This is a genomic window from Acinetobacter sp. AM (genome assembly GCF_003105055.1).
Classification (GTDB): Bacteria; Pseudomonadota; Gammaproteobacteria; order Pseudomonadales; family Moraxellaceae; genus Acinetobacter; species Acinetobacter tibetensis.
The window spans coordinates 45,506-65,280 of record NZ_QETG01000004.1; the positions used below are offsets into that span (position 1 = coordinate 45,506).

Below are 19,775 nucleotides of genomic sequence, written 5' to 3' on the forward strand. Positions count from 1 at the left end.
TTGTAAATGAAATAGGAGCTGTAATGCTAAAAATTTTGTTGGTTGTGGCTAGTGTATGTTTTTTACAAGGTTGCATTCATAAGATTGTTACAGTTCCTATTAAAGTTGCATATAAAACCACCAAGGGTGTAGTGAAAGGTACAGTGGCAGTTGTCGGTGCTGTAATACCCGATGGGGATGATGAGGACAGCGAACAAAATGATAAAGATAAGAAAGATTAGTTAATTTCTCATGCGTAATGAAGTTTTACATGGTTACTTGATACATCACCGTAAGTACCGTGAACGTAGTCATATTGTGCATTTATTCACCCAAGAGCATGGGCGAGTTGACGGTATTCTTCGACAGACGCCACCACCACAATACCAGCCATTGCGTTTGCAAGCGTCAGGAAAGTCTGAACTCAAAAATTTCAGTAAACTTGAAACTATGCATCATCCCATTTTCTTTTTTGGCGATGCCTTTTTTTCTGGGTTTTATCTGAATGAAATTTTACTACGTTTATGTCCGCTTGAAGTAGAAATGCCTGAGACTTTTCGGCAATATTCTGCAACTATTCAGCATTTACAAACACTCAGTCATCAAGTTAATTCAACACTATTTTTAAAACAAATCCTTCGACAATTTGAGCATGCATTGTTGGAAGAGTTGGGTTATCCACTTGATTTTACAATAGATGCAAATCAAGTTTCGATTCAATCACATCAAAATTATGCTTTTCAGTTAAATGATGGCTTTATTCCAACAACTCGGGCCTCATCTTCTACGCTATTGGGTCAACAAATTCTGAGTATGCAGAATTATGAAAGTGGTAGGGAATTTAACCTAGAGCAGTTACAATTGTTGTCGAAGCTATATAGGCAAATGATTACATCTTTGTTGGGAGATCGACCGTTGAAAAGTCGCCAACTCTGGATTCAAAACACTCAATCTAAAACATGATTAGGAAAAAACGATGGCTGCTTTGCTTGGTGTAAATATTGACCATGTTGCAACTTTGCGACAAGCACGTGGAACAACCTATCCAGACCCAGTTAATGCCGCTTTAATTTGTGAGCAAGCGGGTGCTGAAGGAATTACACTGCATTTGCGTGAAGATCGTCGTCATATTCAAGATGATGATGTACGTCGTATGCGTCCAGTATTAAAAACTCGTATGAATTTAGAGCTTGCTGTAACGCCTGAAATGATTGCATTTGCGAAAGAGATTCAGCCACAGCATGTATGTTTCGTTCCCGAGAAGCGTCAAGAAGTAACCACGGAAGGTGGGCTGGATGTGCTTGGTCATTTTGAAGAAGTAAAAGCGGCGACACAAGAACTTATTGCTATAGGGTGTGATGTTTCGCTCTTTATTGATGCAGATTTTGCCCAAATTGATGCTGCTGTTGCATGCGGAGCACCAACCATTGAAATTCACACAGGGGCTTATGCAGATGCTGAAACGCCTGAAGCACAGCAATATGAGTTGGATCGTATTGTGAAAGCTTCGCGCTATGCCGCTGAAAAGGGGTTGGTGGTGAATGCAGGTCATGGCTTAAATCTAGAAAATGTTACCCCGATTGCACAAATTCCTGAGATTCATGAGTTGAATATTGGTCACTCTCTAATTGCAGATGCTGTATTTGTTGGTTTGGCGCAAGCTGTGCAAGAAATGAAAGCAGTGATTAAAGCTGCACGTTAATTATCTATTTTAAGATTCAAATATGTCGAATATAAATTACGATGAACTAATGAAGCCAGTCATTGGCTTCTTGGGTTGTACTACGCCACAAGCTTGGTTGGATGAAGCATTGAATCATCTTGAGATTCTGATGCAAGACCATGCCAATTGCGAAAAAAAAGCAGCAGGTACGGCAATGAACCTGATGTTTCGTTATAGCTTTTTTACGGATCTACAAGTGAAGCTGGCTCAATTAGTACGTGAAGAAATGCTGCATTATGAGCAAGTGCTTGAGTTTATGAAGAAGCGTGGTCAAGCGTGGTCGAACTTGAGTGCAGGGCGCTATGCAGGTGGATTACGTAAGGAAGTACGCACTTATGAGCCGGAAGCTTTAATTGATATTCTGATTATTGGGGCTTTTGTTGAGGCGCGTTCCTGTGAGCGTTTCTATGCACTTGCTCCACTCGTAGATGATGAGTTAGGGCGTTATTACCGTTACTTGCTTAAATCTGAATCACGGCATTTTGAGGATTATTTGGCTTTGGCACTAGAGGTTGCGCGAACAGGCAAATTGAAAAATCCTGAAGAAGATATACAGCAACGTATTGAACATATTCGTGAAGTTGAAGCAAATCTGATTCTATCGCCAGATGAAACTTTCCGTTTTCATAGTGGTATTCCAGCCATAGTTGCAGCGTAATTTAAAATCATGGTGTTTCAATAATATGAAGCACCATGATTCTACTGAATTCTCTTTAATCAGGTGTGCGGAAAAAAAGTCCAATACCAATCAAAAAAATAAGACCAGTTTGCATGAAAAAAGCAGAATTAAATCCAGCATAAAATTGTTGTGCATAGCCTGCAATAATCAGGGCTCCAATTCCATAAAAAAGCCTGTACAAGGGTCTAGCGAAAGCATAAAGCACCCCAGCTAAACTAAGTAGAAAACAGCCTAAAACCATGTAGTGCAAATCCCAAATAACACTATGAATGGCAAACAAAATACAGACCAATAATCCAATAGAAAGATTCCGATAGCTTTGAAATCCTTTGTCTATACGATAGAGATGAGCCGCGAGTAAAGGAATGAAAAGTAATAAAAATGGGAAATATATCAGCTTGTTACGTCCCAAGAAAAAACTCGAAGGCTTGGGGGTAATTGGATTTTCATTAAAGCTTAATCTGAGCCAACCATTTGGATAACCTTCTGGTATTTGGGCATTCACTAAAAATTGTAATTGTTGTGAGTGTACAACAGGAAGTACATAAGCATCGCTATGTCCATAAAAGTGCCAAGATTGATTGGTTTGGATCGCTTGATAGTCAGTGTTATTTGCTGTGTTGAAATTAAAAAATGCGATGGGGGTGGGTTTGGGTGATAAGGATGTACAGGCTTGTGTTAATGTTCCATTCGTACAGATTGGTAGTACATAGAATTCAGCATCTTTACGAGAACTTTGTTGACCACCAAAATCCAAATAAAAATGAAGTTGGCTGCTTTGATTATTAAATGTGGATGAGGGGCTGAGCCAAGCATGCTCCCCTAAGCTTTTGGCTAATTCATTTAGGTTTAAATTGGTTTCAATCGCATTTGAGCCAAACAGGCTTATAGGAATAAGCCATTGTTGCGTAGCGGGAATAGGTTGATTGCTAATTGCATCATACAACACAGGAGGAGTGGTGCTAAGCTGTTCGACCTTACCTTGTGGATGGCAACTGATTAAAACAAGGCTGATCAGAATAAGAAAGCTGATGAGTACAACGATAACAATTTTGAGCTTGAGTATGGTCTGCGGATTTTTTGCATTCATATGTTGTGCTTTTTTTATCAAGATATGAGGTGTTTTATTTTTCATTATTTAGACGTAAAAAAGCCCGCTTTAATGCTGCGGGCTTCTTTGTATTTGGCTCTCCAACCTGGGCTCGAACCAGGGACCTGCGGATTAACAGTCCGTCGCTCTACCGACTGAGCTATTGGAGAATCTGAATGCGATTATAAGCAGATTTTAAAACAGGTCAAGCATTAGTGGCATAAAAAGAGAGATTTTATAGTTGTATGTTTTATATTTGAACAAACAAAAAAAATTTAAAGAAAAAATTAACTTTTGGCTTGTGCTTTAAAAAAAGCATTGCTAGATTAATTAAAGAAAGTTGTTGAGGCAAAAACCTCAACAGTGTGGATTTAAACCAACTTGCCAGCACTAAAATGGCTAAATCGGAGTAAGCGAATGAATACGCTCAGCATCCCTGAAATTTTTTCTCAATTCTCATATTATCAAGAAAATTATCTATCTTTGATTCAGCAACCAGAACTGTATTACACGGCTGTGGAAGGTGCATTTGTATCTGTTCGTCCATTTGCTACAGTACAATTGTATTTGGGTGATTTACTTCAATTATGGTTTTCAGAAAAATGGCTGGTTGAATCTGCACGTGAAAGTTGGATTGCAACATATTTTTCTGAGCAGATTGAAGCACAAGAACGTGTATATATTTATGCTTTAGAAGGGCAGCTTTGGTCTAAGCCATTACAAGCTCAAGCTTGGTTGAAATCAGAGCATGCCTCTTGCACTGTTCAGCTAGAACATACTCTGAAATATTATTGCTATTACAAAGCTTTATCTGCACCACAGTACAACTTGAAACCTGCGTAAAAGACTTATCATCATGCTTAATTTGATGTTATTGCACAACATGAAGGGGTGTTGTGCAAGAATATTTAAGCACGAATAATCATGCAAGTTGCGGTAGCATGTGCATAAAGTTTTCCTTCTTCATCCACAATTTTCCCTTCAGAAATCCCTAAATTTTTGCTCATATTGATGACTGTGCCAATCGCAATCAGGTCTTTATTCTGAGGGATAGGGCGGCACATTTTAATATTCAAATCAATGGTTCCGTAGCCTACACCCGCCTCAAGCATGCTATGAATTGCACAACCTGTCACTGAATCAAGTACTGTTGCTGCAAAACCACCATGTACGCCACCTAGAGGGTTTAAATGGCGCTGATCTGCCTTGGCTTTAAAATGAATGCTGCCAAGCGTGACTTCATAAGGTGTCATAGGAATCGTTTCACTGATACTCGGTGCAGGGGCTTTTCCAGCACACATGGCTTTGAGCAACTCTAATCCAGTCATTTCTTTTACGTTCATTTGCAATCCTTTAATTTAACAAGTTCTAAAAAAGAACTATATGGTTAAGATAATGGTGAGCACAAAATGAAGTCAAGAAAAGATTGGAAAACGTCTTTAAGCGTCTAATTCATAAATTTTATCGAGGCTGTCTGCACCTATTAAAATATGCAGAGAAATACATTCACCAGTTGCCCATGTGGCTTGATCAGAGTTGAGGTCAACATCAATAATATCTAAATCACGGCAAAGGGTTAAAGCACTTTCGATGACAATAAATTGGGGGGAGCGGGCTTTTAAGCATTTAGCAATGTAACGTTTAATATTCTGTTGTCGGTATACATCGATAATCTTATAGCGCATGATGAACTCATAGGCGTTTAGCTGTGTGTGAGCGTATCTTAGAAGATCATCTCATGAGTTGCTATGCCTAATGTGTTGCGAAATGTTTGATTCATAAAAATAAATAAGATTTACATTTATTTATAAAGTGTAAACAGTGAAATGATGAGTGTTATTGTTTAATACCAATCGATTAAAACTAAAACAATGCAAAGGAAGATTTAAAAGTGAAAAAATGCATGCACAGTATTTATGTGGGGCTACGCAATTTGATGTAGATTTAATGAATGATCAGGTTCATGTGAGTCATTTCCGCTTTGTCATCGACAAAGTAGCGGTTTGCTCATGAGCATTGATGTTAAGCCAAGCAGTTTAGTTTTTCAAAAACAAAAGCAATTGGGAATTTTTAAAGCATCGGCGTAGGAGCGAGCGTGGCTTTTACAAGCAATGTGGAACAACATTGTTTTGATGGATGTAAGATCATCGTTATTGTAAGATTAACGTGTTTGCTCTGGGTGAATTACCCAAAGAGCTAAGCTTAGATATGGAATTTATATTGATAATAAACCTGATTTTTATTCACTCAGTCAGCCAACTAAAAAATTAATGGAGGCTGAAGTGGTGGCGAGGTTGAACCGCTAAAGCTATTGGTCGATAGTGACAAAATATGAAAATAAAAAAAAAGCCCAAATAAATTTGAGCTCTTTTTTTTAAAATAATCGGCTAGATTATTTTGCAGCTTTTTCAGCTTCGATTGAGGCAATCGCAGCATCAACGCCTTCGATTGAATCTGCAGCTTTCTTAATACGTGCAAGCGCATCTACAAGCACTTCGTCAGCAGTTGCGTAAGAGATACGCATGAAACCACCAAGACCGAATGCATCGCCAGGAACTACAGCTACACCAGTTTCTTCCAACAACCATTCAGAGAATTCTGTGCAAGATTTTAAGCCTTTTGCACGAATTAACGGGCGGATGTTGGCATAAGCATAGAATGCACCATCGGCAGGTAAGCAAGAAATACCATTGATTTCATTTAAGCCGTTTACAACTAAGTCATGACGACGTTTGAAAGCTTCAATCATTGGCTCAAGTACATCTTGAGGACCATTCAATGCAGCTTCAGCAGCAACTTGCGAAATTGAAGTTGGGTTAGACGTTGATTGAGATTGGATTTTTTTCATTGCGCCAATGATTTTTGCAGGACCCGCTGCATAGCCAATGCGCCAGCCAGTCATTGCATAGGCTTTAGACACACCGTTTAATACGATTGTACGGTCATATAAGTCTGGGGCAACAGTGGCGATGTTGTAAAACTCATCATCCCAACGGATTGGTTCGTACATGTCATCAGATGCAACAAATACTTGTGGGTGACGACGTAATACATCAGCTAAAGCTTCAAGTTCAGCTTTGGTATAAATCATACCTGTTGGGTTAGATGGGCTGTTGAGTACCACTAAACGCGTTTTTTCAGTGATTGCCGCTTCTAATTGTTCTGGTGTGATTTTGAAACGTTGTTCTTCACCACATTTCACAATGACAGGTGTACCTTCAGCAATAATCACCATGTCTGGATAGCTTACCCAGAAAGGTGCAGGAATAATCACTTCATCACCTTTGTTTAACAAAGCCAATGCCAAGTTAAAGAAAGATTGTTTACCACCACAAGAAACCAAAATTTGGTTCGCTTGGTAGTCAAGATTATTGTCGCGTTTAAATTTTGCGATAATTGCTTTTTTAAGGCCTGGCGTACCATCGACAGCGGTATATTTAGTAAAACCGTTGTTAATTGCTGCAATAGCGGCATCTTTGATGTGTTGCGGGGTGTCAAAATCTGGTTCACCAGCTCCCAAGCCAATGACATTTTTACCAGCAGCTTTAAGTTCAGCAGCTTTGTTGGTCACAGCTAGTGTAGGGGACGGTTTGATGGCATTTACACGATCAGATAGACGTACGTCCACGGCGTTATTCCTTCTTATGGAGGGTAAAAAATAAAAAGCACAATATCTTAGCCTAAAAACAATAACTACGTCGTTTAAAATAAGCTCAAACACATAAAAAAATTCAATTTCGAAGCATCATTTTCAAAAATGTACAGAATTAGGAAGTTTCTCGCATCTTTATGAAAAAAACTTTAAAATAAGCCCAATTTGATGAGAGTGATGGACATGAGTAAGCAACAGCCTACTTCTAAAAAACCTTTGGTGAATCTCCCATTCCCAATGCCAAATGCTGAGCAAGGTGCTGACGATGATGTTGCACATAATCAGGTGCGCCCAAAACCAGAGCAATATGCAGATCGAACTTGGATGCCACCACGCGGTACACGACGTTCAATGGGTAAACGTTAAAAAAAGAAGTGCATATGCACTTCTTTTTTTATGGGGAAAATTAACGTGCACGACATTCATTGTGCTCATAATACTGTTCTTTATTTAGATACATCATTTGATCTGCGTGTTTAAGTATGTCTTCAATGCGTCCATGCAGTTTGACTATCGCATGTTCGGGACGAGGAATATAAGGTATTTTGAATGAGTAGATTTAATATTCCACCCGTGCGTCGAAGCAGTCCATCACCAACATCATGTCCTAAACTGTTGTTGACTTCTTTTAAACCATTCATGTCAAGGAAAATACAGGAAACGGGGCGTAAGAGGTTACGTTCTAAGTGGTTCATTTCTTTGGTGTAAAATGAGCGATTATAAAGTTTGGTCAAGACATCATGTTTGCCCAAATATTCCAGATAATTTTCGGCTTTTTTGCGAGCTGTAATATTTTAATTTTACGCGCGCACTCTAAGACGCGTGACTCATCTTCGAGTAAAAATTGTTGGAGGTCTTGGATGCCTTGCGCTTACCAAAGATCAAATTGTTTTTTGACCTCACTAAAGTCTTCTAGCCACATGGCGATGGAGGATAATTCAAAAATTGAGGAATCGAGTAATTCCATGAATTGCTCATATTTATTATTTAAGTTGAGCTTCGTATAGGAATAATTTTTTCATTTTTAAATCATGTGATGAATAAAAGCATTACATCTTATTTCGTGATGATTTTGGCATTAAACTTGCCATAAAATGGGGTTGTCTGAACTTTATTTCCAACACATCCCCATGTTGATGGTGCTGAATTAGTGAGCTGATCTTCGGGCTTTATTTTCTGGTTTAGGTGCTGCTATTTCGCGTTGATGATTCCAAACATCGAGGAAATCTTGTTCATTGATGTTGTAAAGCTCGAGTAACGCAAGTATCACACCGCCAATGACCATACGGCTTTCTAAAGGTGAGTCGATACGAAATTCTTTTTCATTTAGATTGTGCAAAATATCTTCAATTTCGAAAATGCGGTCTCGTCCATTGCTATCGGTTGGATACATTGGCGTATTCAAAATAATCTGTGCCAGACTTTTTTCATTGTCTGCCAAAGGGAGTTGTTCAATCACTTGATCAAGAGCTTCGCTTGGGAAAATGACGTGGTCTTGCAAGACCGCTTTTAAGAACGCTTGACGTAGTTTAGGTAAAGTTTGTTCTACAAAAGGGCGGAATGAGGCAGGAAAAATGACATTATGAGAAATGCCTTTAAACATCGGTGCAATTTCTTCAACTTTGTAACCTGCAACGCCACAACCTACGGAAGTAATGAAGTATTTGGTTTTAGGATGATGCTGAGTATAAATTTTAAAATCATCAATATAATGCTGAATTTGGGATAGTGGCATTTGTTGTAAATGCTCATTCATGGTCGGAATGGCATAGCTTTGACCTGCCCAGCCACGTCCTGCACCTTTCATGGCACCAAAATGTAACAAAGCGATTTTGGCAGCACCACCCGCATGCGTACCCGCCATATTACTGCCAAAAACAAAAATGGTATCTTCAGGTAAACTTTTAACAATGGTTTCATCATGGTAATGGTAGCGCATAAGTATTTTATCTAATCATCATTATTGATTCATGTTGCAACTGAATAGGGCATGGGTCAAGTAGCAGGCTGTGCTTTTTTAAATAGATTATTTATAGGGTTCATTTAAACAAGACGCTAAATATTCAGTCTGCCTCATGCGAAAGTCCAAGAATGCATGTTGCATGTTGCTCAACTGCCCCCATACTATGTTAAGTCATAAGTGTGCCGAAGATGGAAACCATGCAAGAGCGTCAAAAACCTGTGCAAGATAGCCAACAACCTTTTGATTTGGTGACTCAGTTTCAACCTGCTGGGGATCAGCCACAGGCGATTGAAAAACTGGTACATGGTGTTGAACAAGGTTATCGGAATCAATTGTTACTTGGGGTGACAGGGTCTGGTAAAACTTACACCATGGCAAATGTAATTGCTCAGACGCAACGTCCGACTATTATCATGGCACATAACAAGACTTTAGCTGCGCAGCTTTATGGTGAATTTAAAGCATTTTTCCCGAATAATGCGGTTGAGTATTTCGTCAGTTATTACGATTACTACCAGCCAGAAGCGTATGTACCGTCTTCAGATACTTTTATTGAAAAAGATGCCGCGATTAATGATCATATTGATCAGATGCGTTTGTCCGCGACACGGGCATTGCTAGAACGTCGGGATGCCATTATTGTGGCTTCGGTTTCTGCCATTTATGGTTTGGGTGATCCCAATGCCTATATGAGTATGTTGTTACATATTGTGCAGGGCGACCGAATGAACCGAGATGAGATTATTCGTCGTCTGGTCGAAATGCAATATAGCCGTAACGAATTAGAATTTTTACGTGCGACCTATCGTATCCGTGGCGAAATCATTGATATTTTCCCTGCCGAATCAGATCAACATGCAATTCGTATTGAGTTATTTGATGATGAGGTCGATTCGATCCGTTGGTTTGATCCATTAACAGGGAAAATGGTTAGAAAAGTTCCACGCGTCACGATTTATCCGAAAAGCCATTATGTGACGCCCAAAGAGAATCTTGAGCGTGCGATTGGTACGATTCGAGAAGAGCTGAAAGAGCGCTTGGTGTTTTTCCGTGAACACGACAAATTGCTAGAAGCGCAGCGAATTGAACAGCGTACCCGTTACGATTTGGAAATGATGCAACAGTTGGGTTATACCAATGGCATTGAAAACTATTCACGTCATTTATCTGGACGGCCATCAGGGGAAGCACCACCCACCTTGTTTGATTATATCCCTGATGATGCCTTGTTAATTATTGATGAGTCGCATGTGACTGTGCCGCAAATTGGCGCTATGTATAAGGGTGACCGCTCACGTAAAGAGAATCTGGTGAACTATGGCTTCCGTTTGCCAAGCGCGCTAGATAACCGTCCAATGAAATTTGAAGAATGGGAGCGTATTGTTCCGAGCACTATCTATGTGAGTGCAACCCCAGCAAAGTATGAATTAGAAAAATCGGAACAAGTGGTTGAACAAGTGGTACGACCAACAGGATTGGTTGATCCTGAAATCGAAATTCGTCCAGTGTTGACCCAAGTGGATGATGTACTGTCTGAAATTAATATTCGTAAAGAATTTAATGAACGTGTTTTGGTGACGACATTAACCAAGCGTATGGCAGAAGATTTGACTTCATATTTAAAAGAATATGGTGTGAAAGTTGCGTATCTACATTCAGATATTGATACGGTTGAGCGCGTTAAAATTATTCACGAATTGCGTTCAGGTATTCATGATGTTTTGGTGGGGATTAACTTGTTACGCGAAGGCTTAGACATGCCCGAAGTGTCTTTGGTCGCAATTTTGGATGCTGATAAAGAGGGTTTCTTGCGTTCAGAACGTGCCTTGATTCAAACCATTGGTCGTGCCGCACGTAATTTAAAAGGTAAGGCTATTTTGTATGCAGATCGTATCACCGATTCTATGCAAAAGGCGATTGATGAAACGGACCGTCGTCGTGCCAAACAAATTGAGTTTAATTTGGAACATGGTATTACTCCGCGTAGCGCTGTACGTCAGGTTGTTAGGGAAATTGACACTGGTGAAGTACTCAATGATGACCAGATTGATGCCAATATTGCAGATCAGGCTCAAGCATTGTCTGCGGATGAACAACATATTTTGTCGAATCCAAAGTTGTTCAGTAAACACATGGCAAAATTGGAAAAAGAGATGTTGAAGGCATCGAAAGAGTTGCAGTTTGAACAGGCAGCGCGTTTGCGAGATGAAATTGTGCGCCTTAAAGCCCAATTGCTACGATGAGTTCACACACATGTTCTGCAAAATCATTACATAACACTACAGTGTGTCGGGTCAAAGCCCGCTATTTTTTAAGAAATTAAATTTGGGCTTTGACTAAATCAATCTTTTTAAAGGATATGTAGTTATGCGTAAAAATAATCTTCCTAAAGCAAGCTGGCGTATTACAAAAATTGTGATTGGTGGGGCAATCTTGGTGGGGTTGGGCGCAGCAACTTTGGCCTATGCGCAAACCAAACCCATGCCTGTGGTGGAAAAGGTTGAATTAGATCGTTATTTGGGTGTTTGGTATGAAGTTGCACGTAAGCCTATGTATTTTCAAAATAAATGTGCAAGAGATATTTCAGCAACCTATACCTTAAATGAAAATGGTAATGTAAGTGTGGATAATCAGTGTTATTCAAAAGATGGCATCTTACAGCAGGCGATAGGCGAGGCTTTTGTTAAGAATCCACCGTTTAATTCTAAGTTACAGGTAAGTTTCCTACCAGAAGCGGCACGTTGGATCCCTGTGGCACGAGGGGATTATTGGATTTTAAAGCTGGATGATGACTATCAAACTGTTTTAGTGGGTGAGCCACGCCGAAAATACATGTGGGTACTCTCGCGTACACCAGAAGCGAAGCCTGAAGTCATCAATGAATATTTAGAATATGCCAAAACACTGGGTTATGATTTGAGTGATTTAATCCGAACAACACACAGTAAAGTCAACCCAAAATAATTTTAAGACTTAAAGCCTATTTTAACGATTAATGATTCGACAAAATTTAAGCCGTGACTTGTGTGAAAGTTATTTTAATGGTGACGTATTTTATTTAACTTATCGGTATACTAAGCCCAGCAAATCGTTTGGGTGAAAAGATGTATAAGGGCGTAGCACTGTCGGTATTGGCATCCGTCACTTTTGGCGTGCTTTACGGTTATACTGAATTTTTAAAACCCTTAGATAGTGAACATACTTTCGCTTGGCGTATGTTGTCGACGTTACCTTTTTTAACCCTGTTTATGTGGTGGTCAGGCGAACTCAAGCTTATTGCTGAATTATTCAAAAAAGTTTTTCAAAATCCAATTTATCTGCTTTGGCTATTCATTAGTTCTTTATTGTGTACATCGCAGTTGTGGCTATTCCTCTGGGGGCCAATCAATGGGCGTGGTTTAGAAGTATCTTTAGGATATTTTTTATTGCCTTTGGTTATGGTGTTGATCGGATGTGTATTACATAAAGAAAAGCTTTCTCGTTGGCAATTACTTGCTGTCATTTTGGCGGCATTAGGTGTCATACATGAGATTTGGCGCATCGGTAGTGTTGCGTGGGAAACACTGTATGTTGCTTTGGCATACCCTTTATATTTTTATTTACGCCGACTATTCAAATCAGATCACTTAGGTGGTTTTTGGTGGGATTTATTTTTAGTTTTACCCATTGCTTTTTATCTGTTGTCCGATGCAGAAGCTTTAAGCATCATTGAACACTACCCACATTTAATCTGGGCGATTATTGGTTTGGGTTTTTTAAGTGCGCTTGGCTTGGGAAGTTATATTCTGGCGAGCCGTTTTTTACCTTTTGTTTTATTTGGTCTGCTCAGTTACTTAGAACCCGTATTGTTGGCTGCCGCATCCATTGCTTTGGGTGAGCAAGTTGCTCCAGAAGAATGGCTGACTTATATTCCAATTTGGTGTGCGGTGTTGGTCTTGGTGATTGAAGGATGTTTGCATTTGTACAAGCAGCAGCGTCAAAAGCGCAATCTTGGACGTAATATTACAAAAACGGATGCACGCATAAATGATCAATTATAAGAGAAGTCGGTGTAAAGCCTGATTTAAGTTGATGTGTTTTTACAGGGAAGATATCCATTTTTTCTGTTTCCGCTCTTTTTTATTTGAACCGATTTTTCTTAAATTTGGCTCGAAAAGTAAAATCACATCGAAAATTACAACTATTTTGTAAATTTATAATGAATATGTAGGAAAATAGCAGCGGCTGCACCAGCTTTTGATTCAATCTTGCTGACAATTCCTTTACAATTGTCGCGTTTTGAAAATTATGCCTAGATATACAATTTAATTAGAGGACGTATCTGTGAGCAAAGAGACTATTACCGCCCTACATGCAGAGCACCAAGGTCGCTGGAAAAACCGTGAAGAAATCGCGGAACAAATGATTGCTTTAATCGGTAAGCTTTACCGTGAAAAAAATATTGTGGTTTCAGTGTTTGGACGTTCTTTAGTTAACCGTTCAGTTATGCAAATTTTAAAAGCGCACCGTTTCACTCGTATGATGGACGTTGAGCTTTCAGTTGTACACACGTTCCCAATTCTTCAAGCATTGGCGAAAATTGAAAATATCGGTACTGCTGAAATTGATTTAGGTAAATTAGCCGTTGCATTTAAAGAGCAAGGTGGCGATGTTGATGCATTTGTTGCAGCGGCTGTTAAATCTGTAGAAGGTCGTGCGACTTCAGTAGAAGGTCGTGACGTTGTCCTTTACGGTTTTGGTCGTATCGGTCGTATTCTTGCACGTTTAATGATTGGTCAGTCTGGCCTTGGCCGTGGTTTGAACCTAAAAGCGATTGTGGTTCGTAAGTCATCTGATGGTGATTTAGAAAAACGTGCGTCTTTATTACGCCGTGACTCAATTCATGGTCCATTTTCTGGTACGATTTCTGTAGATGAAGAAAACGAAGCAATCATTGCAAACGGTCAATTCATCAAAGTTATTTATGCGTCAAATCCAACTGAAGTTGATTATACCGATTATGGTATTACCAATGCGTTGGTGATTGACAACACGGGTAAATGGCGTGATGCAGAAGGTCTTGCACAACACCTTAACTGCCCAGGCGCTGCACGCGTAATTTTAACTGCACCTGGTAAAGGTGACATGAAAAATGTAGTGTTCGGTGTTAACCAAGCAGACATTCTGGATGAAGATCAAATCATCTCAGCTGCAAGCTGTACAACCAACGCAATCACGCCAACATTGAAAGTATTACATGACAAATACACAGTGTTAAATGGTCATGTTGAAACAGTTCACTCGTTCACAAACGACCAGAACTTAATCGACAACTACCACAAAGCGGATCGTCGTGGTCGTGCTGCGACTTTGAACATGGTAATTACTGAAACTGGTGCGGCTAAAGCAGTTGCGAAAGCACTTCCAGCACTTCAAGGTAAATTAACAGGTAACTCTGTACGTGTTCCAACACCAAACGTTTCACTTGCGATTTTAAACTTAACTTTAGATAAAGAAGTTGATCGTGATGAAGTGAATGAATACATTCGTAAAATCTCAATCAGCTCTAGTCTTCAAGGTCAGATCGGTTATACCAACTCGACGGAAGTTGTATCTTCTGACTTCATTGGTTCGCGTACTGCGGGTGTATTTGACGCTCAAGCGACAATCACTTCAGGCAACCGCTTAACTGCATACGTATGGTATGACAACGAAGTAGGTTATAGCTGCCAAGTATTACGTATTGCTGAACAAATGGGCGGCGTAAGCTATCCAAAAGTTCCTGCTGAAACAAATGCATAATTTGTTCGGTTAAGAAAAAAGAGCTTCAGTAATGAAGCTCTTTTTTTTGTCTCTACAGTTCTTAAGTGCCCAAAAAGAGTTTTTTAGTTGACTTAAATAACAAGGTACATGCAAATCAGGTCAATGCAATAATTCCGACAAAATTAGTAGTATTAAATTTAATACGTTATGCTGGTGCTGATCTGGCATATCAAAATAGATGTGATGATTGCTTGATCTGAGCTGAGTAAAGTGGTTGTCCCTAGAATGGCTTAAATGAATTGAGTCAATTAAAAAAACGAACTTAAAGGATTAAGTCATTGCAAATAAAAAGAGTGCTTGCTGGTTTGGCATTTTTGGGGTTAGCAACCCTCAGCGGTGTCTTACTCGCAATTTGGGTGTTTCAACATTTCAATATTTATATTCCGCTGAACAATCAAGATGTGAATATTGACCTGCAAGAACCACTACAAGCGAAAGTTAAAATTCATGATGCTTTGGATGTGAATGTTTCAGGGAAAATTCGTGCTGAAATTCCAATTAAAGAACAGTTAGACATTCCTTTAGCACAGACGTTGACTCCACGAGTTTATTTTGACAGCCAAGTCCCCATTAAAACCATGATTCCTGTGCAGGAAACTTTAAAGGTACAGCAAAATTTACCCATTGATACGCGTGTAAATGTGGTGATTATGGGGCAAAACATCAGCTTACCGTTAAAAGGCTCAATTCCAATCAATCTAGATGTGCCGATTCATATTAATGTGCCATTAGAACAAAATGTGCACTTAAAGTTTGATGCACCCGTACGAACGGTACTGAAAGAGAATTTGCATATTCCGTTAAATGCCACATTAAAGACAGAGATTCCTGTACAAGGACAATTAAATGTCCCAATCAAGACTGCTTTAAATGCCACAGTGGATGTACAAAATACCTTGCCTGTGAAAATTCAGAAGGGGGAATTAAAAGTTCCTTTGAATACTTTAAAGCTCTCATCAGCACAGTTTGAACAACCGCAGTTGGTTCGAACTGAATAGGGGGTAAGTCGTGTTTTCTTCCTATCTTTTTTGGTGTTTCAGTTTTATTGGGCTAGTCGTCACGATAGCGATTTTGTTCTGGTTGTATTTGAACGTGATTGCCTCTATGCAAATTTCGACACATCGTTCGGAAATTATGTTGCCAGATGCTTTAGCAACCAAAATTCATGTAGGTAACTATTTAGATATTCACTCTCAAGGCAAGTTGAATACGCAAATAGATATTGATCGTCAACTGAATCTACCTTTGAAAGGGAAATATCTTGCAGATTTAAAATTCGAAATAGAAACACCGATTACCGTGAATATTGACTATCAAACCATGATCCGTATTGATCAGTTAATGCCTGTAGAAACTACGACCGATTTAATTTATCAAAATCAATTGTTGCCCAAGTTCCCTTTGAAACTCGATATTCCTGTTCAGTTGGATGTGCCATTTGAACTTAAACGTGCGTACACCATTCCTGTGAAGATTCAATTTGATGGACCTGTTTACTTCGAGTTTGATGAGCGTGTTGGTTTACACGTAGTCCACCGTTTTTCACCGCAACTGAACTTGAATGACCCAATGAAAATGGATCGTATTGCCAGTTTTGATGCCACTATGTACAACGCCGTACGAAAAACTTTAGTCAATTTAGAGCTGAATATGCATTTGCCTGTACATCATATTCATCCTTGAATAAAGCTCAATATCCATAACTTCAATAGACATTTTGGATATGGTTTATCTACTCTTGGCTTGGAAAAGAATGAATCACTTCCTTGATGGTTAAAGATTAATCTGATAGCTTACCGAATGAAAGTACAGATAAGAAAAGTAAGCAGCTACTGCACTGAGGGGAGTTTATGAGTACGTATGTAACCAGTAAGTTATTGGGTCAGGTTTTGTCGACAGCTTGTCCTTCCCGCGAAATACTTGAGCATCTTTCCAGTAAATGGTCGCTGTTGGTGCTGCATTGTTTAAGTGAAGGTGTGCATCGCTTCAGTGAATTAAAAGTAAAAATTGAGGGGATTAGTGAAAAAATGTTGTCGCAAACCCTTAAAATATTAGAACAAGATGGTTTTATTTTACGTACCGTATATCCGATTGTACCACCGAAAGTGGAGTATCAATTGACGATTATAGGTTCGCAGGTTGCGGCAAAGGTCAACGAATTAATTCATTGGATAGAGCGAAATTTATCTGAAATTTTAGAACAGAAACCTAAAATAAATATCTAAATTCATGGCTCATTCAGTAGTTTATGCTTGAGTGTCATGTATGCCGCTAAATGAGTTCGGCTTTGAGTGAACTATTAAATTAAAATTTAATGGTTCAGCTATTTAAAGATTATTTTCAATAAATCAATGTAAAACAAACATAAAAATAAGCAGGACTATAAAAATAATGAGGGAAATTCATATTTAGTTGAATAATACTATTCGAGAAATGCTTTAAAATGTGGCACAATAAGCGGTTTTAAAGATTTTAGAGGATTGGCAGTATGCGCTTTGTTGATGAAGCAGTCATTACCGTAGAGGCTGGCGACGGTGGCAATGGCGTAGCCAGTTTTCGCCGTGAAAAATTCGTACCTTTTGGTGGTCCAGACGGTGGTGATGGTGGTCGTGGTGGCAGCGTTTATATTCAAGCTGATGATAATACCAGTACCCTTGTAGACTTCCGTTATACCCGCCGCTTCCGTGCGGAACGTGCTAAAAATGGCCGTGGTGCAAACTGTGCAGGCCGTGGTGGTGAAGACACTGTATTAATGGTTCCTGTGGGTACAACCATTGTTGATACAGATTCTGGCGACATTATTGGTGACTTGGTTGAAAATGGTCAGCGTGTGCTTGTTGCCGCTGGCGGTGATGGTGGTTTAGGTAATACTCACTTTAAATCATCAACCAACCGTACACCGCGTAAATGTACCCATGGTTTTAAAGGTGAATTCCGTGAAATTCGCCTAGAACTTAAAGTATTGGCAGACGTTGGTCTATTGGGTATGCCAAATGCGGGTAAATCAACTTTTATTCGTGCAGTATCAGCAGCAAAACCTAAAGTTGCAGATTATCCATTTACTACGATGGTGCCAAACCTAGGTGTAGTCGATGCGGACAGCCATCGTTCATTTGTCATGGCGGATATTCCAGGGCTAATTGAAGGTGCTTCAGAAGGTGCGGGTCTTGGTATTCGTTTCCTTAAGCATTTGGCACGTACGCGTATCTTATTGCACATTGTAGATGTACAACCTATCGATGGTTCAGATCCTGCATATAATGCTAAAGCGATTTTGGCTGAGTTGAAAAAATTCTCTCCGACACTTTCAAAGCTACCAATTGTGCTGGTTTTAAACAAAGTCGATCAGCTCGCAGACGATACGCGTGATGAATGGTGTCAGCATATCCTAGATGAAATGCAGTGGGATGGCCCTGTATTTAAAACTTCAGGTTTGATGTCTGAAGGGACAAAACCAGTTGTGTACTATCTAATGGATCAAATTGAGCAACAACGCGAACGCGAACTTGAAGATCCTGAATACGCAGCAGAAGTGAAAGCATTCCGTGATCAGCTAGAAGCTGAAACACGTGAACAAACCATTGCCGCTAAAGAAGCTTATCGTGAAATGCGTCGTCAACAGCGTCTTGCTGGTCTATTGGATGATGATGAAGACGATAATGATGAAGATGGCGACGACAGCGATATGGAAGTGTTTTACGTTCGTTAAGAACAACATGTAACTGAGGACAAGATGATAGAAGTGGTAGATGGGCAACGTCAGCTCAAGGCTTTAAAGCGTATCGTTGTTAAAATCGGATCATCTTTACTCACAGCAAATGGGCAAGGCTTAGATTTAGATGCAATTTCGCATTGGGCGAAACAAATTGCAGATCTACATCAAGCTGGACATGAAATTATTCTTGTCTCCTCTGGTGCTGTGGCTGAAGGTATGGTTCGAATGAAGCTAGAGAATCGACCCACCGATCTACCCAGTCTTCAGGCATGTGCTGCCATTGGTCAAATGGGCTTAATCCATACGTGGTCAAGTGTACTCGAACAGCACAGTATTCAAACAGCACAAGTACTTTTAACCCATGATGATCTTGCGGATCGTCGTCGTTATTTAAACTCTTGTGATGCTTTGCAGAATTTAATTGATTGGCGCGTGATTCCAGTCATTAATGAGAATGACACAGTTTCAACTGACGAAATTCGTTTTGGTGATAATGATACGCTTGCGGCGATGGTTGCAGGCCAAGTCCATGCTGATTTGTTGATTATCTTAACGGATCAGCAAGGTATGTTTGATTCCGATCCACGCTCAAACCCAAATGCAAAACTATTCCATACCGTGCGGGCTTTAGATGAAAGTCTATTCGATATGGCTGGTGGTGGAGGCAAATTTGGTCGTGGCGGTATGCTCACCAAAGTTCGTGCAGCACGACTGGCGGCCAAGTCAGGTTGTCCGACCCTGATTGCGAGTGGTGAAAGTGATCAAGTACTTGCCCGTTTAATGGCAGGTGAGATGTTGGGTACTTTGTTTATTACCGATAATGATCGTATTACAGCGCATCAGCAATGGTTGGCTGCACATTTGCAAACGGCAGGACGTTTGATTTTAGATGATGGTGCAGTTAAGGCCATTAAAGACAATCATCGTAGTTTGCTACCTGTGGGTGTGAAAGCGGTTGAAGGGCATTTTGACCGTGGCGATGTTGTGGAGTGTGTTGATCCTTCTGGTTATCGTGTCGCAGTTGGGCGTGTTAATTTTAGTTCGCGTTCGGCTGAGTTGGTCAAAGGTTTGTCTTCGGATAAGGTTTATCAAGTTTTGGGCGAAGCACGTTCGCTTGAGATGATTCATCGCGATCATATGGCGATTTACTAAATGATTTTAAAAATCCCGCT

The 19,775-nt window shown here is 39.8% G+C and carries 20 protein-coding genes, 1 tRNA gene and 2 pseudogenes; 16 read left to right on the forward strand and 7 right to left on the reverse strand.

The annotated features are described in order from the left end of the window. Nucleotides 1-23: 23 nt before the first annotated feature. Genes DCO44_RS03355 through DCO44_RS03370 form a run of 4 tightly spaced genes read left to right on the forward strand, consistent with a single transcriptional unit; the run spans nucleotide 24 to nucleotide 2,360 of the window. Nucleotides 24-221, forward strand: a complete 198-nt coding sequence (locus DCO44_RS03355) for an NF038104 family lipoprotein (protein WP_116759202.1) — start codon at nucleotides 24-26, stop codon at nucleotides 219-221. A 10-nt stretch (nucleotides 222-231) separates the two neighbouring features. Further along, entirely contained in the window at nucleotides 232-942 is a 711-nt protein-coding gene (recO, locus tag DCO44_RS03360) for a DNA repair protein RecO (protein ID WP_116759203.1), read from the forward strand. A 13-nt stretch (nucleotides 943-955) separates the two neighbouring features. Continuing rightward, entirely contained in the window at nucleotides 956-1,681 is a 726-nt protein-coding gene (pdxJ, locus tag DCO44_RS03365; protein ID WP_104441741.1) for a pyridoxine 5'-phosphate synthase, read from the forward strand. A 22-nt stretch (nucleotides 1,682-1,703) separates the two neighbouring features. Further along, the gene (locus tag DCO44_RS03370) at nucleotides 1,704-2,360 is read left to right on the forward strand and encodes a tRNA-(ms[2]io[6]A)-hydroxylase (RefSeq protein ID WP_116759204.1); all 657 of its coding nucleotides are present in this window, start codon (nucleotides 1,704-1,706) and stop codon (nucleotides 2,358-2,360) included. A gap of 55 nt (nucleotides 2,361-2,415) precedes the next feature. Here the strand turns inward: DCO44_RS03370 and DCO44_RS03375 are convergent, their stop codons facing one another. After that, entirely contained in the window at nucleotides 2,416-3,471 is a 1,056-nt protein-coding gene (locus tag DCO44_RS03375; RefSeq protein ID WP_133243148.1) for a hypothetical protein, read from the reverse strand. Between the two features lie 94 nt (nucleotides 3,472-3,565). Further along, a tRNA-Asn gene (locus DCO44_RS03380) sits at nucleotides 3,566-3,641 on the reverse strand. Nucleotides 3,642-3,888: 247 nt separating this feature from the next. Here DCO44_RS03380 and DCO44_RS03385 point away from each other — a divergent pair. Then, nucleotides 3,889-4,314, forward strand: coding sequence for a hypothetical protein (locus tag DCO44_RS03385; RefSeq protein WP_116759206.1), 426 nt, complete (start codon nucleotides 3,889-3,891; stop codon nucleotides 4,312-4,314). Between the two features lie 65 nt (nucleotides 4,315-4,379). Here DCO44_RS03385 and DCO44_RS03390 read toward each other — a convergent pair whose 3' ends face one another. Both DCO44_RS03390 and DCO44_RS03395 read right to left on the reverse strand, forming a co-directional pair. After that, entirely contained in the window at nucleotides 4,380-4,814 is a 435-nt protein-coding gene (locus DCO44_RS03390) for a PaaI family thioesterase (RefSeq protein WP_116759207.1), read from the reverse strand. A gap of 96 nt (nucleotides 4,815-4,910) precedes the next feature. Further along, a complete protein-coding gene (locus DCO44_RS03395; RefSeq protein ID WP_116759208.1) occupies nucleotides 4,911-5,156 on the reverse strand; it encodes a hypothetical protein in 246 nt (81 codons plus the stop codon). Nucleotides 5,157-5,370: 214 nt separating this feature from the next. Between DCO44_RS03395 and DCO44_RS16795 the strand changes: the two are divergent. Continuing rightward, nucleotides 5,371-5,777 (forward strand): annotated as a pseudogene (locus tag DCO44_RS16795) (GFA family protein). Between the two features lie 86 nt (nucleotides 5,778-5,863). Here DCO44_RS16795 and DCO44_RS03405 read toward each other — a convergent pair. Continuing rightward, nucleotides 5,864-7,099: a pyridoxal phosphate-dependent aminotransferase gene (locus tag DCO44_RS03405; protein ID WP_116759209.1), complete on the reverse strand. Its 1,236-nt coding sequence runs from the start codon at nucleotides 7,097-7,099 to the stop codon at nucleotides 5,864-5,866. Nucleotides 7,100-7,306: 207 nt separating this feature from the next. Here DCO44_RS03405 and DCO44_RS03410 point away from each other — a divergent pair, with 207 nt between their 5' ends. Further along, the gene (locus tag DCO44_RS03410; RefSeq protein WP_116759284.1) at nucleotides 7,307-7,489 is read left to right on the forward strand and encodes a hypothetical protein; all 183 of its coding nucleotides are present in this window, start codon (nucleotides 7,307-7,309) and stop codon (nucleotides 7,487-7,489) included. 155 nt (nucleotides 7,490-7,644) lie between these two features. On the opposite strand, the pseudogene DCO44_RS03415 reads toward DCO44_RS03410, so the two are convergent. Both DCO44_RS03415 and DCO44_RS03420 read right to left on the reverse strand, forming a co-directional pair. Beyond that, nucleotides 7,645-7,917: pseudogene (locus tag DCO44_RS03415) on the reverse strand (GGDEF domain-containing protein); the annotation flags it as partial. 353 nt (nucleotides 7,918-8,270) lie between these two features. Continuing rightward, on the reverse strand, nucleotides 8,271-9,062 hold the full coding sequence (locus DCO44_RS03420; RefSeq protein ID WP_116759211.1) for a hypothetical protein: 792 nt from the start codon (nucleotides 9,060-9,062) through the stop codon (nucleotides 8,271-8,273). 221 nt (nucleotides 9,063-9,283) lie between these two features. Between DCO44_RS03420 and uvrB the strand changes: the two genes are divergently transcribed. The 9 genes from uvrB to proB all read left to right on the forward strand — a co-directional run bounded on the left by uvrB (nucleotide 9,284) and on the right by proB (nucleotide 19,755). After that, nucleotides 9,284-11,329 (forward strand): excinuclease ABC subunit UvrB, encoded by a 2,046-nt coding sequence (uvrB, locus tag DCO44_RS03425; protein ID WP_116759285.1) that lies wholly within the window; start codon nucleotides 9,284-9,286, stop codon nucleotides 11,327-11,329. Between the two features lie 124 nt (nucleotides 11,330-11,453). Continuing rightward, nucleotides 11,454-12,050: a lipocalin family protein gene (locus DCO44_RS03430; protein ID WP_116759212.1), complete on the forward strand. Its 597-nt coding sequence runs from the start codon at nucleotides 11,454-11,456 to the stop codon at nucleotides 12,048-12,050. A 140-nt stretch (nucleotides 12,051-12,190) separates the two neighbouring features. Then, nucleotides 12,191-13,126, forward strand: a complete 936-nt coding sequence (gene rarD / locus DCO44_RS03435; RefSeq protein WP_116759213.1) for an EamA family transporter RarD — start codon at nucleotides 12,191-12,193, stop codon at nucleotides 13,124-13,126. A gap of 283 nt (nucleotides 13,127-13,409) precedes the next feature. After that, on the forward strand, nucleotides 13,410-14,867 hold the full coding sequence (locus DCO44_RS03440) for a glyceraldehyde-3-phosphate dehydrogenase (protein WP_116759214.1): 1,458 nt from the start codon (nucleotides 13,410-13,412) through the stop codon (nucleotides 14,865-14,867). A gap of 299 nt (nucleotides 14,868-15,166) precedes the next feature. Continuing rightward, nucleotides 15,167-15,886: an MFS transporter gene (locus tag DCO44_RS03445; protein WP_116759215.1), complete on the forward strand. Its 720-nt coding sequence runs from the start codon at nucleotides 15,167-15,169 to the stop codon at nucleotides 15,884-15,886. 10 nt (nucleotides 15,887-15,896) lie between these two features. Beyond that, nucleotides 15,897-16,571 carry a hypothetical protein gene (locus DCO44_RS03450; protein WP_116759216.1) on the forward strand — a complete coding sequence of 225 codons (675 nt, stop codon included), beginning with the start codon at nucleotides 15,897-15,899 and terminating at the stop codon, nucleotides 16,569-16,571. Nucleotides 16,572-16,738: 167 nt separating this feature from the next. Continuing rightward, nucleotides 16,739-17,113 carry a winged helix-turn-helix transcriptional regulator gene (locus tag DCO44_RS03455; RefSeq protein ID WP_116759217.1) on the forward strand — a complete coding sequence of 125 codons (375 nt, stop codon included), beginning with the start codon at nucleotides 16,739-16,741 and terminating at the stop codon, nucleotides 17,111-17,113. 263 nt (nucleotides 17,114-17,376) lie between these two features. Continuing rightward, the gene (gene cgtA / locus DCO44_RS03460; RefSeq protein WP_116759218.1) at nucleotides 17,377-18,597 is read left to right on the forward strand and encodes an Obg family GTPase CgtA; all 1,221 of its coding nucleotides are present in this window, start codon (nucleotides 17,377-17,379) and stop codon (nucleotides 18,595-18,597) included. 24 nt (nucleotides 18,598-18,621) lie between these two features. After that, complete coding sequence (gene proB / locus DCO44_RS03465) at nucleotides 18,622-19,755, forward strand: glutamate 5-kinase (RefSeq protein WP_044740247.1); 1,134 nt, start codon at nucleotides 18,622-18,624, stop codon at nucleotides 19,753-19,755. Nucleotides 19,756-19,775 lie beyond the last annotated feature (20 nt).

Excerpts from the sequence above, each read along its gene's own strand:
- DCO44_RS03355 (WP_116759202.1), top strand. The coding sequence starts at position 24 with ATGCTAAAAATTTTGTTGGTTGTGGCTAGTGTATGTTTTTTACAAGGT.
- recO (WP_116759203.1), top strand. The coding sequence starts at position 232 with ATGCGTAATGAAGTTTTACATGGTTACTTGATACATCACCGTAAGTAC.
- pdxJ (WP_104441741.1), top strand. The coding sequence starts at position 956 with ATGGCTGCTTTGCTTGGTGTAAATATTGACCATGTTGCAACTTTGCGA.
- DCO44_RS03370 (WP_116759204.1), top strand. The coding sequence starts at position 1,704 with ATGTCGAATATAAATTACGATGAACTAATGAAGCCAGTCATTGGCTTC.
- DCO44_RS03375 (WP_133243148.1), bottom strand. The coding sequence starts at position 3,471 with ATGAATGCAAAAAATCCGCAGACCATACTCAAGCTCAAAATTGTTATC.
- DCO44_RS03385 (WP_116759206.1), top strand. The coding sequence starts at position 3,889 with ATGAATACGCTCAGCATCCCTGAAATTTTTTCTCAATTCTCATATTAT.
- DCO44_RS03390 (WP_116759207.1), bottom strand. The coding sequence starts at position 4,814 with ATGAACGTAAAAGAAATGACTGGATTAGAGTTGCTCAAAGCCATGTGT.
- DCO44_RS03395 (WP_116759208.1), bottom strand. The coding sequence starts at position 5,156 with ATGCGCTATAAGATTATCGATGTATACCGACAACAGAATATTAAACGT.
- DCO44_RS03410 (WP_116759284.1), top strand. The coding sequence starts at position 7,307 with ATGAGTAAGCAACAGCCTACTTCTAAAAAACCTTTGGTGAATCTCCCA.
- DCO44_RS03420 (WP_116759211.1), bottom strand. The coding sequence starts at position 9,062 with ATGCGCTACCATTACCATGATGAAACCATTGTTAAAAGTTTACCTGAA.
- uvrB (WP_116759285.1), top strand. The coding sequence starts at position 9,284 with ATGCAAGAGCGTCAAAAACCTGTGCAAGATAGCCAACAACCTTTTGAT.
- DCO44_RS03430 (WP_116759212.1), top strand. The coding sequence starts at position 11,454 with ATGCGTAAAAATAATCTTCCTAAAGCAAGCTGGCGTATTACAAAAATT.
- rarD (WP_116759213.1), top strand. The coding sequence starts at position 12,191 with ATGTATAAGGGCGTAGCACTGTCGGTATTGGCATCCGTCACTTTTGGC.
- DCO44_RS03455 (WP_116759217.1), top strand. The coding sequence starts at position 16,739 with ATGAGTACGTATGTAACCAGTAAGTTATTGGGTCAGGTTTTGTCGACA.
- cgtA (WP_116759218.1), top strand. The coding sequence starts at position 17,377 with ATGCGCTTTGTTGATGAAGCAGTCATTACCGTAGAGGCTGGCGACGGT.
- proB (WP_044740247.1), top strand. The coding sequence starts at position 18,622 with ATGATAGAAGTGGTAGATGGGCAACGTCAGCTCAAGGCTTTAAAGCGT.